The 13,628-nt window shown below is 71.7% G+C and carries 14 protein-coding genes; 11 read left to right on the forward strand and 3 right to left on the reverse strand.

Features of this window, described 5'->3' with window-relative positions:
* The first annotated feature begins 82 nt into the window (after positions 1-82).
* Genes AC1DDU_RS14825 through AC1DDU_RS14845 form a run of 5 tightly spaced genes read left to right on the forward strand, consistent with a single transcriptional unit; the run spans position 83 to position 5,076 of the window.
* Positions 83-1,135, forward strand: coding sequence for a branched-chain amino acid ABC transporter permease (locus AC1DDU_RS14825; RefSeq protein WP_477436848.1), 1,053 nt, complete (start codon positions 83-85; stop codon positions 1,133-1,135).
* On the forward strand, positions 1,132-2,739 hold the full coding sequence (locus tag AC1DDU_RS14830) for a class I adenylate-forming enzyme family protein (RefSeq protein WP_477435390.1): 1,608 nt from the start codon (positions 1,132-1,134) through the stop codon (positions 2,737-2,739). Before AC1DDU_RS14825 ends, AC1DDU_RS14830 begins: the two co-directional genes overlap by 4 nt.
* Complete coding sequence (locus AC1DDU_RS14835; RefSeq protein ID WP_477435392.1) at positions 2,736-3,419, forward strand: TetR/AcrR family transcriptional regulator; 684 nt, start codon at positions 2,736-2,738, stop codon at positions 3,417-3,419. Before AC1DDU_RS14830 ends, AC1DDU_RS14835 begins: the two co-directional genes overlap by 4 nt.
* Positions 3,419-4,171, forward strand: a complete 753-nt coding sequence (locus tag AC1DDU_RS14840) for a 3-hydroxybutyrate dehydrogenase (RefSeq protein WP_477435394.1) — start codon at positions 3,419-3,421, stop codon at positions 4,169-4,171. The genes AC1DDU_RS14835 and AC1DDU_RS14840 overlap by 1 nt, the downstream gene beginning before the upstream one ends.
* A complete protein-coding gene (locus tag AC1DDU_RS14845; protein ID WP_477435396.1) occupies positions 4,156-5,076 on the forward strand; it encodes an alpha/beta hydrolase in 921 nt (306 codons plus the stop codon). Before AC1DDU_RS14840 ends, AC1DDU_RS14845 begins: the two co-directional genes overlap by 16 nt.
* A gap of 218 nt (positions 5,077-5,294) precedes the next feature.
* Here AC1DDU_RS14845 and AC1DDU_RS14850 read toward each other — a convergent pair whose 3' ends face one another.
* Entirely contained in the window at positions 5,295-5,609 is a 315-nt protein-coding gene (locus AC1DDU_RS14850) for a GIY-YIG nuclease family protein (RefSeq protein WP_477435398.1), read from the reverse strand.
* A gap of 587 nt (positions 5,610-6,196) precedes the next feature.
* Positions 6,197-6,985 carry an IclR family transcriptional regulator gene (locus tag AC1DDU_RS14855; protein ID WP_477435400.1) on the reverse strand — a complete coding sequence of 263 codons (789 nt, stop codon included), beginning with the start codon at positions 6,983-6,985 and terminating at the stop codon, positions 6,197-6,199.
* Positions 6,986-7,149: 164 nt separating this feature from the next.
* On the opposite strand from AC1DDU_RS14855, the gene AC1DDU_RS14860 reads away from it, so the two are divergent.
* The 6 genes from AC1DDU_RS14860 to AC1DDU_RS14885 all read left to right on the forward strand — a co-directional run bounded on the left by AC1DDU_RS14860 (position 7,150) and on the right by AC1DDU_RS14885 (position 13,328).
* On the forward strand, positions 7,150-7,932 hold the full coding sequence (locus tag AC1DDU_RS14860) for a CoA transferase subunit A (protein ID WP_477435402.1): 783 nt from the start codon (positions 7,150-7,152) through the stop codon (positions 7,930-7,932).
* A 1-nt stretch (position 7,933) separates the two neighbouring features.
* Complete coding sequence (locus AC1DDU_RS14865) at positions 7,934-8,587, forward strand: CoA transferase subunit B (protein ID WP_477435404.1); 654 nt, start codon at positions 7,934-7,936, stop codon at positions 8,585-8,587.
* Entirely contained in the window at positions 8,584-9,768 is a 1,185-nt protein-coding gene (locus AC1DDU_RS14870) for an acetyl-CoA C-acetyltransferase (protein ID WP_477435406.1), read from the forward strand. Before AC1DDU_RS14865 ends, AC1DDU_RS14870 begins: the two co-directional genes overlap by 4 nt.
* 142 nt (positions 9,769-9,910) lie before the next feature.
* Complete coding sequence (locus AC1DDU_RS14875) at positions 9,911-11,047, forward strand: ROK family transcriptional regulator (protein WP_477435408.1); 1,137 nt, start codon at positions 9,911-9,913, stop codon at positions 11,045-11,047.
* A complete protein-coding gene (locus AC1DDU_RS14880) occupies positions 11,044-11,979 on the forward strand; it encodes a polysaccharide deacetylase family protein (protein ID WP_477435410.1) in 936 nt (311 codons plus the stop codon). The genes AC1DDU_RS14875 and AC1DDU_RS14880 overlap by 4 nt, the downstream gene beginning before the upstream one ends.
* On the forward strand, positions 11,976-13,328 hold the full coding sequence (locus AC1DDU_RS14885; RefSeq protein WP_477435412.1) for an MFS transporter: 1,353 nt from the start codon (positions 11,976-11,978) through the stop codon (positions 13,326-13,328). Before AC1DDU_RS14880 ends, AC1DDU_RS14885 begins: the two co-directional genes overlap by 4 nt.
* Before the next feature lie 21 nt (positions 13,329-13,349).
* Here the strand turns inward: AC1DDU_RS14885 and AC1DDU_RS14890 are convergent, their stop codons facing one another.
* Positions 13,350-13,604 carry a hypothetical protein gene (locus AC1DDU_RS14890; protein WP_477435413.1) on the reverse strand — a complete coding sequence of 85 codons (255 nt, stop codon included), beginning with the start codon at positions 13,602-13,604 and terminating at the stop codon, positions 13,350-13,352.
* Between the last annotated feature and the right edge of the window lie 24 nt (positions 13,605-13,628).

Here is a 13,628-nt window from a genome sequence, read left to right on the forward strand (position 1 = left end):
CACGGTTGTTGAGCGAGCGTCAGCGAGACGAAGCATACGTCGCTTCGTCCCCGCCGTCGTCGGCGTCGTGCTGGTGGCGTTCATGGCGCTCCTGCCGATGCTGAACCTCTCGCTGCCGGGCATCCTGCCCACCCCGACCTACATGCCGGGCACGCTCGCGCTGCTGTCGCTGTGCATGGTGTTCGCCGCGCTCGCGCTGTCGTACAACCTGCTGCTCGGATCCGGAGGGATGCTGTCCTTCGGCCACGCCCTCTACTTCGGGGCCGGCGCGTACGGCCTGGGCATCGCGCTCGAGCATTTCGGGGTGCCGCTGTGGCCGGGCGTGTTCATCGCGCTGATCGGCGGCATGGTGATCGCCCTGGTGACCGGCGCGGTGTCGATGCGGGTGTCGGGCATCCCGTTCGCGATGGTGACCCTCGCGTTCGCTCAGGCGGGCTCGGTGCTGGTGCGCCGCAACTCGCAGGTCACCGGCGGCGAGGAGGGGCTCAGCCTCAACACCGAGCAGGTGCCCGACGCGCTCATCGGCGTCGTCAACACGCGCAACCTGTACTGGTTCACCCTGGCGGTGCTCGTCGTCGTCTACCTCGTCACACTGTGGGTCGACACGTCGCGGCTGGGTCACCTCGCCCGCGCCACGCGCGAGAACGAGCAGCGCGTGCGCGTGCTCGGGCTCTCGCCGTACCGCGTCCGACTCATCGTCTTCGTGATCGCCGCGGGCCTGGCCAGCCTCGCGGGCGTGGCCTACATGCTGCTGCAGTCGGGCACCGTGCCGCGGTCGGTGTCGGCCGATCTCACGATCACCGTCCTGGTGATGGTGGTGCTGGGTGGCGTCGGGTTCCGGTGGGGTGCCATCGTTGGCGGTGTGCTCTACACGCTGCTCGATCAGCGACTCACGGTGCTCGCCGGTTCCGACGCCATCGCGGGTCTTCCCGACTGGCTGCGTGTGCCGCTGTCGGAGCCGCTGTTCCTCCTCGGCGTGCTGTTCATCGTCGTGGTGATGTTCCTGCCGGGCGGCATCGCCGGCACGATCGACGCGGCCGTGCGCCGGCGTCGCGGCGAGAAGGTGCGCGGGTCGCTGCGCCGGCTCGATGACGCCGACGAGGACGCCGAAGCGCCCGTCGAGGTCCGCGTATGACCTGGACCGCCGACCCCGACATCGACGACGGGCCGCACACCCTCGGACGCTGGATCGTCGACAGCGCGGCGCGCTCGCCCGAGCGCATCGCGATCGACGACCGCGGCGTGACGACGGACTACGCCACGCTCGCCGCGCGCGCGACCGGCCTCGCCGACGCCCTGCGACGCGCCGGGTACGGCCCGGGCGACCGCATCGCGACGGTGTCGGGAAACTCCACCGACCACGTCGTCGCGTTCTTCGCGTGCGCGGTCGCCGGCATCGCCTTCGTGCCGCTGTCGTGGCGGCTCACGCCGCGTGAGCTCGCCGACGTGCTGACCCGCTCGGCGCCGGCGCTCGTGCTCATCGAGGACGAGTACACCGCGCTGGCCGGCGAGGCCCTTCGCACCGCCGGTGGGACGGTGCCGGTCGCTGTGCTCGGCACGACCGAGGTGGAGGCGGGGAACGTTCCCGCCGCGGCGCGCCGCGCACCCCGCCGACCGGTACGCGACGACGACCCGCTGTTGGTGATCTTCACCTCCGGCAGCGAGGCGGCGCCCAAGGGCGTCGTGCTGACCCACTCCAACTGCTTCTGGAACAACCTCGCCATGGCGCAGGCGCTGCCGCTCACCCACGACGACGTCGTGCTGGCGATGCTGCCGCAGTTCCACGTCGCGGCGTGGAACTGCCAGCCTCTGCTGGCGTGGTGGGTCGGCGCGACCGTCGTGCTGGAGCGGTCGTTCCAGCCGGCACGCATCCTGCAGCTCGTGGCCGAGCGCAGGGTCACTGCCATGATGGGCGTGCCCACGCAGTACGCGATGCTCGCCGCCGACCGCGAATGGGAGCGGACGGATGCCTCCTCCCTGCGGCTCGCCCTCGTCGGCGGCGCGACGATGCCGGTGCCGCTGCAGCAGGCGTGGTCGGCGCGGGGCATCCCGCTCACGCAGGGGTACGGGCTCACCGAGGCCGCCCCCAACGTGCTGCACCTGCCTGCCGCCGAGGCGGTCGACGCACCCGGTGCGGTCGGGCGCCCCTACCCGCACGTCTCGGTGCGGATCGTCGACCCGGCGTCGGAGCTGCCGCTGGAAGGCGAGGCCACCGGCGAGCTGTGGGTGCGCGGGCCGAGCGTGTTCGCCGGGTATCTGGGCGACGACGAGGCGACCGCGCGCGCGATGAGCGGCGAGTGGCTGCGCAGCGGCGACCTCGTCGCCCGAGATGCCGCCGGCGTCTACCGCGTGGTCGATCGCATCAAGGACATCTTCATCTCCGGCGGCGAGAACGTCGCGCCCGCCGAGGTCGAGTTCGCGCTGTGCCTGCACCCGCTCGTCGAGTCCGCCGCGGTCGTGGGCGTGCCCGACCCGGTGTGGGGCGAGCGAGGCGTCGCCTTCGTGGTGCCGGCCGCCGGCGCGGCACTGTCGGCAGACGAGGTGCTGGCCCACGCGCGCCGCAACCTCGCCGCCTTCAAGATCCCGGTGCGCGTCGAGTTCGTCGACGCGCTGCCGCGGTCGACGATCGAGAAGCTCGCCCGGTCGCGGTTGCGCGAACGGGCCAGGACGCTGGGAGAGGGCGCAGGGGAGCGCGCACACGCCGCGACCCGCGAGCGCACGAGGGGGGAGTCCCGATGAGCATGTCCGACGAACTCGTCGACCACGGCGAGGAGCTGGTGTCGTCCGCGACCGGCAGACCGCTGACCAAACGCGGCGAGGCGACCAGACGGCGCCTCCTGGAGGCGGCGGAGCTCGTGTTCGCCGAGCAGGGCTACCACGAGGCATCCATCGTCAAGATCACCGAGCGCGCCGGCATCGGCCTCGGCACCTTCTACCTCTACTTCGACAGCAAGCAGTCGATCTTCGAAGCGCTCGTGCTCGACCTCAACCGCCGGGTGCGCCACTCGATGTCGGAGGCGATGGCCGGGGCATCCGGTCGCCTCGAGGCCGAGCGCGCGGGCTTCGCCGGCTTCTTCCGGTTCACCGCCGAGCACCCGGCGCTGTACCGCGTCGTCCGCGAGGCCGAGTTCGTCTCGCCGGAAGTGCTGCGCCTGCACTACACCCGCATCGTCGAGGGGTACGAGGCCGGGCTGCGCGCCGCGCAGGCCACCGGAGACGTCGACCGCGGCCTCGATCCCGAGACCACCGCCTGGGCCCTCATGGGCATGGGCGAACTCATCGGCATGCGCTTCCTGCTGTGGGAGCGCGACGCCGACGGCAAGCCCCCCGCGCAGCTGGACCCGCGCGTGTTCGGCGGCATGACCCGGTTCATCGACAACGCGCTCGCACCCCGTCGCGACGAAGAGAAGGACAGCTGATGGCAGAGAAGGATCTGGCGGGCAGGCGCGCGCTGATCACCGGAGGCGCGAGCGGCATCGGGCTCGCGTGCGCGCACGAGTTCGCAAGGCGCGGCGCCCACGTGATCGTCGCCGATCTGAACGCGCAGGCGGCGACGGATGCCGCCACCGCGGTGGGCGGCGAGCCCTGGGTCGTCGATCTCTCCGACACCGCGGCGCTGGACGACCTCACGCTCGATGTGGACATCCTCGTCAACAACGCCGGCATCCAGCGGGTCTCGCCGATCACCGAGTTCGACCCCGCGGCGTTCCGGCTGATCATGCGGCTCATGCTGGAGTCGCCGTTCCTGCTCATCCGCGCGGCGCTGCCGGCGATGTACGCGCGCGGATGGGGGCGGGTGATCAACATCTCCAGCGCCCACGGGCTGCGGGCGAGCGCGTTCAAGTCCGCCTACGTGGCGGCCAAGCACGGGCTCGAGGGCCTGTCGAAGGTGACCGCCCTGGAGGGCGGACCGCACGGCGTCACGAGCAACTGCATCAACCCCGCGTACGTGCGCACGCCGCTGGTCGAGAAGCAGATCGCCGACCAGGCCGCCGTGCACGGGATCCCCGAGAGCGAGGTCGTCGAGAAGATCATGCTCACCGAGAGCGCGATCAAGCGGCTCGTCGAGGCCGACGAGGTCGCGTCACTGGCGGGCTGGCTCGTGTCGGACAAGTCGGGGATGGTCACCGGCGCGTCGTACACGATGGACGGCGGATGGACGGCGCGGTGAACCACGAGTACCGGACCGTCGACGTCCCCGTCGAAGGCGGCGTGCTGCGCGCAGGCGTGTGGGAACCAGGGGATGCCGGGCTCGACGCGCCCACGGTCCTGCTGGTGCACGGGGTCACGGCCTCGCACCTGGCGTGGCCGTTCGTCGTCGACCGGCTTCCGGGCGTGCGGGTGGTCGCACCGGATCTGCGCGGCCGTGGTCGCAGCAACGGCATCGACGGGCCCGCGGGAATGGCTGCGCACGCCGCCGACCTGGCGACGCTGCTCGACGCGCTCGGGATCGACCGCACCGTCGTCGTCGGCCACTCGATGGGAGGCTTCGTCTCGGTCGTGTTCGCCCACCGGTACCCCGACCGGGTGACGCGGCTGCTGCTCGTCGACGGCGGGCTGCCGCTGGACGTGCCCGCCGGGCTCAGCACCGACGAGCTCGTCGCCGGCATCCTCGGCCCGACTGCGGCGCGCCTGTCGATGAGGTTCGCCGACGCGGGGGAGTACCTCGACTTCTGGCGGCGGCATCCCGCGTTCGCCGATGCCTGGACCCCCGAACTCGAGGCCTATCTCGCTTACGACCTCGTCGACGACGGCGCCGGGGCGCTCCGCCCCGCGACGAGCTACGCGACGACGGCGGACGACATCGTGGACATGAACACCGGCACGGCGCTGCCGGACGCGCTCGCCGGGCTGCGGCATCCGACCCGCCTGATCACCGTGCCGCGCGGCCTGCAGGACGAGCCGCCCGGGCTGTACGCGCCCGAGCACCTGGCGCGTCTGCTGGCGACGTACCCCGGTGTCGCGCACGAGCGCATCGACGGGTTCAACCACTACACGATCGTGATGTCGCCCGCCGGCGCCGACGTCGTGGCGGGTGCCGTGAGCGAGGAGCTCGCCGCCGCGGCCGTACGGTGACGCCGCTCGACCAGGTCGCTGCGCTTCCTCGCCCCGGGACCGGGGATCGGTAGTCCCGGTCGCTGAGTTCACCCGCTCAGGGACCGGGGAGATCGGGGAGCCCGGTCGCTGAGCGAGCGCTAGCGAGACGAAGCGCGCGACGCGTGTGCCTGGTGTCCCGGTCGCGCGTTCCACCGCTGGGGACCGGGGATCGGTGAGTCCCGGTCGCTGAGCGAGCGCTAGCGAGACGAAGCGTCGCCGAGGTGCATGCGAGCGGCCCTCGCGCGGGCGCTCCAGCCGGGCAGCTCCTCATAGCGACCCTCGATCAGCAACTGCTTCTTGGCGCGACTCCACCCCTGGATACGCTTCTCCCACCCGAAGGCATCCGTGATTCGTTCGAACTCGGATGACCAGACGAGTTCCACGGGTCGTCGTTCCCGGGTGTAGTTGGCTCCCTCTCCGGCGTTGTGCTGCGCGATGCGGAAGGCGAGATCGACTGTGCTTCCCGTGTAGTACGACCCGTCGGCGCAACGCAGGATGTAGACGTATGCCATGTCGAGGACGGTAGCCCCGCGTGTGCGAACCGCGTTGCCGTTGTCCACAGAGGTGCCCTTCGTCTCGGTCGCTGCGCTCCCTCGCTCAGGGACCGTGAAGATCGGTGAGTCCCCGGTCGCTGAGCGAGCGTCAGCGAGACGATGCGCTCGGTGGTGGCCCTTCGTCTCGGTCGCTGCGCTCCCTCGCTCAGGGACCGGTGGTCGGCCGTGCGTCTCAGTCTCGGTCGCCGCGCTCCCGCGCGCAGGTACCGGGGCGATCGGTGAGTCCCGGTCGCTGCGCGAGCGTCAGCGAGACGATGCGCTCGGCGGTGCCCCTTCGTCTCGGTCGCTGCGCTCCCGCGCGCAGGTACCGGGGCGATCGGTGAGTCCCGGTCGCTGAGCGAGCGTCAGCGAGACGATGCGCTCGGTGGTGCCCCTTCGTCTCGGTCGCTGCGCTCCCTCGCTCAGGGACCGGTGGTCGGCCGTGCGTCTCAGTCTCGGTCGCCGCGCTCCCGCGCGCAGGTACCGGGGCGATCGGTGAGTCCCGGTCGCTGAGCGAGCGCCAGCGAGACGAAGCGCGCGGCGGGGTGCTCCTCGTCTCGGTCGTGTCAGCGCGAGGCGGCGATGCGGGTCGTCAGCTGGTGCGCGTGGGCGAGGAGGGTGCGGCCGAGCTCGGGCAGCCGGTCGGGGCTGAAGCGGAACTCGACGCCGGTCAGGCTCAGCGCCCACTGCGGGTGCCCCTCGCGGGTGAAGACGGCGGCGCCGATGCCGTACGAGCCCTCGACGATCAGCCCGGGGTTGACCGCGTAACCGCGCTCCTGGGTGTCGCGCAGGCGTACGCGCAGGCGCTGCTCGCCGTGCGCCGCGCCCCACTCGGCGGGCAGCTCAGGGTGACGCTCGAAGTAGGCGTCCACATCGTGGGACGGCAGGAACGACAGGATCGCCAGCCCCGCAGAGGCGACCCCGAGCGGGAAGCGGACACCCTCCGACAGCACGAAGGACCGGATCGGGAAGCTCCCCTCCTCGCGCAGCAGGCACACGGTCTCATCGCCGCGGCGTACCGACAGGAACGCGCTCTCCTCGGTGCGCACCGCCAGTGACCGCACGATGTCGCGGGCGATCGCGGTGATGTCGTAGCGGGATGCCGCGACCGTGCCCATCAGGAACAGCTCTGGTCCCGGCATCCAGCGGCCGGTCCGTTCGTCCTGGTCGACGAGGCCCTCGTGCCGCAGCGCGGTGAGCAGCCGGTGTGCCGTCGGGCGCGTGAGGTCGGCGCGGCGGGCGAGTTCGGCCACCGGCATCCCCTCGCCTCCGCCCGAGGTCACCAGGCGCAGCAGCTGCGCCGCGCGGGCGACCGACTGGGCTCCCGGCACGGTGCGCTTCGACGAGGTGTCCACAATATGGACGCTATGCGTTGCATCGGCCACATGGCAAGCGCGGGCATGGCATCGCCCGTCCCGGAAGCGGAGGATCGTGTCGAGGGCTTCGTCTCGCTTCGCTCGCTCAGCGACCGGTCGCAGGCGCGGCAGCTCATCGATCGGGCGTCATGCGAAGGAGCAGAATGATCGACAAGACCTGGGGTTCGGCGGCGGAGGCCGTCGCCGACATCCCCGACGGAGCGTCTCTCGCGGTGGGAGGTTTCGGCCTCTCGGGCAATCCCATCGCGCTCATCGAGGCGCTGCTCGCGCAGGGGACAAGCGACCTCAGCATCGTCAGCAACAACTGCGGCGTCGACGACTGGGGGCTCGGCATCCTGCTGAACGCCAAGCGCATCCGCAAGATGACCTCGTCGTACGTCGGCGAGAACAAGGAGTTCGAGCGGCAGTTCCTCTCCGGCGAGCTCGAGCTCGAGCTGACGCCGCAGGGCACGCTCGCCGAGAAGCTGCGCGCCGGCGGCTCGGGCATCGCCGCGTTCTACACGCAGACGGGCGTGGGCACCCAGGTCGCCGAGGGCGGCCTGCCGCGCCGGTACGCCGCCGACGGCAGCATCGCGGTGGCCTCCCCGGTGAAGGACGTCCGCACGTTCGACGTGTCGGGCGCGCCCCGCGATTACGTCCTCGAAGAGGCCATCGTCACCGACTTCGCGCTGGTGCACGCGCTCAAGGGCGACCGCCACGGCAATCTCGTCTTCAACAAGGCCGCGCGCAACTTCAACCCGCTCGCGGCGATGGCCGGACGCGTCTGCATCGCCCAGGTGGAGGAGCTCGTCGAGCCCGGTGAGCTCGACGCCGACGGCATCCACCTTCCCGGCATCTACGTGCACCGCATCGTGGAGGTCGGCACCGACATCGAGAAGCGCATCGAGCGGCGCACGGTCGCCGCGCCCGCAGGGACAGGAGCCTGACATGCCGCTGAACCGCAACGAGATGGCCGCGCGCGCGGCGCGCGAGCTCGCCGACGGCGCGTACGTCAACCTCGGCATCGGCCTGCCGACGCTGGTGCCGAACTTCGTGCCCGAGGGCGTGACGGTCGTGCTGCAGTCCGAGAACGGCATCCTGGGCGTCGGTCCGTACCCGGCCGAGGAGCACGTCGACCCCGATCTCATCAACGCCGGCAAGGAGACCGTGACGACGCTGCCCGGCGCCGCGTTCTTCGATTCGGCCACGAGCTTCGGCATGATCCGCGGCGGCAAGATCGACGCCGCCATCCTCGGTGCGATGCAGGTGTCGGCCACCGGCGACCTCGCCAACTGGATGATCCCCGGGAAGATGGTGAAGGGCCCGGGCGGCGCGATGGACCTCGTGCACGGCGCCGCGAAGGTGATCGTGCTCATGGAGCACGTCGCGAAGGACGGCTCGGCCAAGATCGTCGACGAATGCTCGCTGCCGCTGACCGGCCGCGGCGTGGTCGACCGCATCATCACGGACCTCGCGGTCATCGATGTCACGGATGCCGGACTCGTGCTCGTCGAGACGGCCCCCGGTGTGACCGTGGCCGACGTGGTCGCGGCGACCGAACCGGAGCTCGTGATCTCGGACGAACTTAAGGTGGAAGCATGAACCACGACGACGTCGTCATCGTCGCCGCTGCGCGCACGCCGCAGGGGCGACTCAAGGGCCAGCTCGCCCCGCTCACGGCGGTGCAGCTCGGCAGCGCCGCGATCAAGGGCGCGCTCGATAAGGGCGGAATCCCCGCCGACGCGGTCGACGCCGTGCTCGTCGGCCAGGTGCTCGCGGCCGGTGCCGGGCAGAACCCTGCACGCCAGGCGGCGGTGGGCGCCGGCATCCCGTGGGACGTCCACGCCGGCTCGATCAACAAGGTGTGCCTGTCGGGTCTGACCGCCGTCATCGACGGGGCGCGGATGATCGCCCTCGGCGATGCCACCGTGGTGGTCGCCGCAGGCATGGAGTCGATGACCCGTGCGCCGCACCTGCTGATGGGTTCGCGCGACGGCTGGGCGTACGGCTCGATCGAGGTGCTCGACCACATGGCGTACGACGGGCTCACCGACGTGTACGACCGCGAGAGCATGGGCGCCTCCACCGAGCGCCACAACGACCGGTTCGAGATCACGCGGGAGGCTCAGGATGCCGTCGCCGCGCGCTCGCACCAGCGCGCGGCCGCCGCGCAGGCCGAGGGGCTGTTCGACGCCGAGATCGTGCCGGTGCAGATCCCGCAGCGCAAGGGCGACCCGGTCGTGGCGACCAAGGACGAGGGCGTCCGGCCCGAGACCACGGTCGAGACCCTCGCGGGACTGCGGCCCGCGTTCGCCCAGGGCGGCTCGATCACGGCGGGCAATTCTTCCCAGATCTCCGACGGGGCGTCGGCGGTCGTGCTCACCAGCCGCTCCCACGCCGACGAGAACGGCTGGCCGGTGCTGGCGGTCGTCGGTGCGTCCGGCCAGGTCGCCGGTCCCGACAACTCGCTGCACGCGCAGCCGGCCCGGGCGATCGAGAAGGCCTGCGCCAAGCAGGGGATCTCTCCGGACGACCTCGACATCGTCGAGATCAACGAGGCGTTCGGCGCGGTCGTCGCCCGCTCGCAGGTCGAGCTCGGCCTGTCGGACGAGGTCGTCAACCCGCACGGCGGCGGCATCGCGATCGGACACCCGATCGGGGCATCCGGCAACCGTCTCGTCGTCCACGCGGTGCACGAGCTCGTCCGCCGCGGCGGCGGCACCGCGGCCGTCGCACTGTGCGGCGGTGGCGGCCAGGGCGATGCGCTGATCCTCACGCGCTGATCCGCTTCGACGGCGCGCGTCCGGTTCCGGAACCGGACGCGCGCCGTCGGCGTCCACTCACGTCTCCGGGGGGTACGACGCGAGGTGTCGTACCAGTATGACGCAATGTGTCATACTTTCGTGCGACGAAGCGAGGAAGCACGTGAATCGACCGCTGGCGGGTCCGCAGACATTGCTGCGAACCATCAACGCGCGAGCGATCCTCGAGACGCTGGCCGAGCGCGGACCGCTCACCCGCGCCGAGCTGATGACGCACACCGGGCTGTCGAGGACCGCGGTCACTCAGGTGCTCCGGATGCTGGAGGCCGACGGCGCGGTGACGCCCGCCGGTGTCGACCGCGACACGAAGGGCCCGGCAGCGACCCGCGTGGGGCTGCACCCCGGACTCGGCTTGGCCGTCGCGGTGCGCGTCGAGCATCATGCGGTCCACGTCGCGCTGCTGGATCCCCGCGGAACCGTGCACGCCCGACGGAACGCGCCGTTCTCGGCGTACGGCGATCGCGCCGCGCGCATCGCCGCGCTCGTCGACGAGTGCCGTGATGAGGTCCCCGGTCCGCTGCAGCTGGCCGTGGTCGGCGTGCCCGGCATCGTCACGGCCGACGGCGGCATCCGCGATGACGAGGGATCGGATGCCGGAGCTTTCCGCGACGCCCTCGTCGAGCGGCTCGGCTGCCCCGTGCGCATCGAGAACGACGTCAACCTCGCGGCCCTCGCCGAGTTCGACGGGGGAGCCGGGAGCGAGCTCTCGAGCTTCGCGCTGCTGGTGCTGGACGACGGCCTGGGCGCGGGCATCATCATCGACCGCAAGCTGCACCGCGGCGCCGCGGGGGTGGCAGGAGAGGTCGCGTACCTCCCGCAGACGCCGCTGCCGATCGGCGCGGCGGTCCTCGGCGAGGACGTCGTGGCGGAGCTCGCCCGCGCGCACGGTCGCGATCCGGAACGGCCGCTGTCGGTGCACCTCGACGCCGCCGCGGACGGGGACCCGGGTGCCGCCGGGCTCGTCGTCGAGATCGCTCGCCGGCTGTCGCTCATCGCGGGAAGCATCGCGCTCGTCATCGATCCGGAGGCGTTCGTGCTGGGCGGTGCGGGCGCGCACCCCGTGCTGGCCGATGCCGTCCGGCGGTCCGCCGAAGACTTCGCGGGCAGGCTGCCGGTGCGGTTCCTGACCTCGTCGCTCGGGAACGAGGCGACGCTCGCCGGTGCGGTGAGCGAGGCGGCATCCGCTCTTCGCGCCACGCTTCTCGATCAGCTCCTCCCGGATGACAGGACCCCCGAATGACCGCCCCGTCCGACCTCGCCGCCCGTCTCGGATTCGCTCCCGACGCGCGCGTGATCATCATCAACGCCGACGACTTCGGCATGTGCCACGCGGCCAACACCGCCATCGTCGAGCTCCTCGACGGCGGCGGGATCGACTCGACGACGCTGATGGTGCCGTGCGCCTGGGCGCCGGAGGCGCTGGCGTTCGCCGCCGCGCGGCGCGACCTCGATGTCGGCGTGCACCTCGTGCTCACGAGCGAGTGGAGCGCGTACCGCTGGCGGCCGCTCACCGGCACCGCGACGAGCCTCGTCGACGCCGACGGCTACTTCCCGGCCGGCGTCGCCGCGGTGGAGGACAACGCGCGCGTGGAGGATGTCACCGCCGAGCTCGCGGCGCAGCTGGACGCCGCCCTCGCCGCCGGTGTCGACGTCACGCACCTCGACAACCACATGGGCTCGGTCTACGGCGTGGCGACCGGGCGTGACCTGCTCGAGCCCGTGTTCGCCCTGGCGGCCCGCCACGGGCTGCCCTTCCGGCTTCCCCGCCTGCTCGAGGGCGCCGACCTGGACGGTGCGCTGCAGGAGAAGGCCGATCGGGCCGCGGCCGTGGCCGACGCGCTCGGCGTGGTCATCCCGGACCGGCTGTGGACGCACCCCTTCGAGCTGAAGGGCGAGGGCACGGATGCCGAGGAGACGTACGAGCAGGTGCGGGACGGCTTCGTCGCGCTGCTGCGCGCGGTCCCCGCGGGGGTGACCGAGATCTACCTGCACCCCATGATCGACGATGCGGAGCTGCGGGCCACCGTCGACTTCGCGGCCGGCAAGCGCGGGTACGAGCACCGCCTCCTCACCGATCCGCTCGTGTTGCAGGCCATCGCCGACGAGCAGCTCGTGCGCGTCGGCTGGCGTGCGCTGCGGGACGTGCAGCGCGCGGAAGGGAACCTCCGATGAGCATGCTGGGCACCCGCATCCGCGACCGCCGCCTCGACGCGGCGCCGAGCCGCGCGCAGACGATCGCCTTCGGCGCCTCGGGATTCCCGATCCAGCTGATGGCACAGACCTTCTCGGCGTTCGTGGTCTACTTCTACGTCGCCCACCTCGGCGTTCCGGCCGGGTGGGTGGCGGGCGCGATGATCGCGCACGGCATCCTCAACGCGGTGCTGAACCCCGTGGTCGGCGCGCTCTCGGACCGCCTGCGCACCCCGTGGGGGCGCCGCATCCCGTGGATCGGGCTGGGCATCGTGCCGCTCGTGGTCGCCTTCGCCCTGATCTGGATGCCGCCGGCCCTGCCCGCCGCCGGCCTCATCGCCTGGTTCCTCATCGTGGTCGCGGTGTACGACATCGCCTTCGTGGTGGTCGTGCTGAACATCTCGGCGCTGTTCCCGGAGATCTTCCGCACCACCGAGGAGCGCGCCCGCGGCAACGTCCCGCGGCAGATCTTCGCGATCGTCGGCATGGTCCTCGGCACCGCCGGCGCGCCCTTCCTGTACGGCACCATCGGCTGGCCGGGAATGGCCATCGCGTTGGGGCTGGTGTGCCTCGCACTGCTCGCCTGGTCGTTCGCGGGCGGCATGATCGAGCGCCGCGGCGAGGTCACCGCCGAGGAGCCGATGACCTGGACGGACCAGCTGCGCTACACGTTCGCCAACCACGCGTTCGTCCCGTACGTGCTCGGGTCGCTGTTCGTGCAGACGTCCATCGCGATCCTCCTCGCCGCGATCCCGTTCTACGTTCGGTACTCGCTGCACGGAGCCGAGAGCGACAGCAGCATCCTGCTGGGCGCGATCTTCGCCACGGCGATCCCCGCGATCGTGCTGTGGAGCGCGGTGCTGCGCCGGCTGACGCCGAGGACCGCGCTGCTGTGGAGCGTCGCCATCTTCGGCATCACCGTGCTCGGCTACCTCATCCCCACCGGCATCGCGGGCGCCGCGCTCGTCGGCATCGGCGTGGGTGTGGGCGTGGGCGGCCTGCTCCAGCTGCTCGAGATCGTGCTGTCGCAGATCATCGACGAGGACGCCGTCCGCACCGGACGGCGCCGCGAGGGGATCTATTTCGGCGTGAACGGCTTCGTCGTGCGCGGATCGGTCGTGCTGCAGGCGATCGTGGCCGCGTGGGTGCTCACCGCCAGCGGCTTCGACGCGACGCTCGGCGATGCACAGCCGGAGACCGTGGACGGCGGCATCCGGATCATGCTCGCGGTCGTACCGCTGGTGTTCACCGCGCTCGCGTGGGTCTGCTTCTGGCTGTACCCGATCCGCAGTCGGGACGCTCAGGAGGCTGCGGCGCCCACGGCGCCGTAGCCCGCGGCGACGGCCTCGCCGTCAGGGCCGGTTGCGCCCCCGGGCGAGCTTCTTCTCCTTGCCGTGCACGGGGGAGTCCGCCGGCACGATCCCGCCGCGGCGCGCGCGGCGCACGTCGACGATCGCGCCGATCGTGAGCGCCACCGAGATGCCCCAGCTCGCCCAGGCGAGGCCGGTGCGCCAGGTGAACGGCTCGCGCTCGCGCAGGCTCCGCAGGAGCGCCAGTCCGCTGGTGATCGCGGTGATGAGGCCGGTGCCGAACAGATAGCTGCGCATTCGTCCACGCTATCGCGGGACGCG

It is taken from the genome of Microbacterium sp. 05T445 (assembly GCF_056395865.1).

Bases quoted from the DNA above. Each gene is read 5' to 3' on its own strand.
- AC1DDU_RS14825 (WP_477436848.1), top strand. From the start codon at position 83: ATGGCGCTCCTGCCGATGCTGAACCTCTCGCTGCCGGGCATCCTGCCC.
- AC1DDU_RS14830 (WP_477435390.1), top strand. From the start codon at position 1,132: ATGACCTGGACCGCCGACCCCGACATCGACGACGGGCCGCACACCCTC.
- AC1DDU_RS14835 (WP_477435392.1), top strand. From the start codon at position 2,736: ATGAGCATGTCCGACGAACTCGTCGACCACGGCGAGGAGCTGGTGTCG.
- AC1DDU_RS14840 (WP_477435394.1), top strand. From the start codon at position 3,419: ATGGCAGAGAAGGATCTGGCGGGCAGGCGCGCGCTGATCACCGGAGGC.
- AC1DDU_RS14845 (WP_477435396.1), top strand. From the start codon at position 4,156: ATGGACGGCGCGGTGAACCACGAGTACCGGACCGTCGACGTCCCCGTC.
- AC1DDU_RS14850 (WP_477435398.1), bottom strand. From the start codon at position 5,609: ATGGCATACGTCTACATCCTGCGTTGCGCCGACGGGTCGTACTACACG.
- AC1DDU_RS14860 (WP_477435402.1), top strand. From the start codon at position 7,150: ATGATCGACAAGACCTGGGGTTCGGCGGCGGAGGCCGTCGCCGACATC.
- AC1DDU_RS14865 (WP_477435404.1), top strand. From the start codon at position 7,934: ATGCCGCTGAACCGCAACGAGATGGCCGCGCGCGCGGCGCGCGAGCTC.
- AC1DDU_RS14870 (WP_477435406.1), top strand. From the start codon at position 8,584: ATGAACCACGACGACGTCGTCATCGTCGCCGCTGCGCGCACGCCGCAG.
- AC1DDU_RS14880 (WP_477435410.1), top strand. From the start codon at position 11,044: ATGACCGCCCCGTCCGACCTCGCCGCCCGTCTCGGATTCGCTCCCGAC.
- AC1DDU_RS14885 (WP_477435412.1), top strand. From the start codon at position 11,976: ATGAGCATGCTGGGCACCCGCATCCGCGACCGCCGCCTCGACGCGGCG.
- AC1DDU_RS14890 (WP_477435413.1), bottom strand. From the start codon at position 13,604: ATGCGCAGCTATCTGTTCGGCACCGGCCTCATCACCGCGATCACCAGC.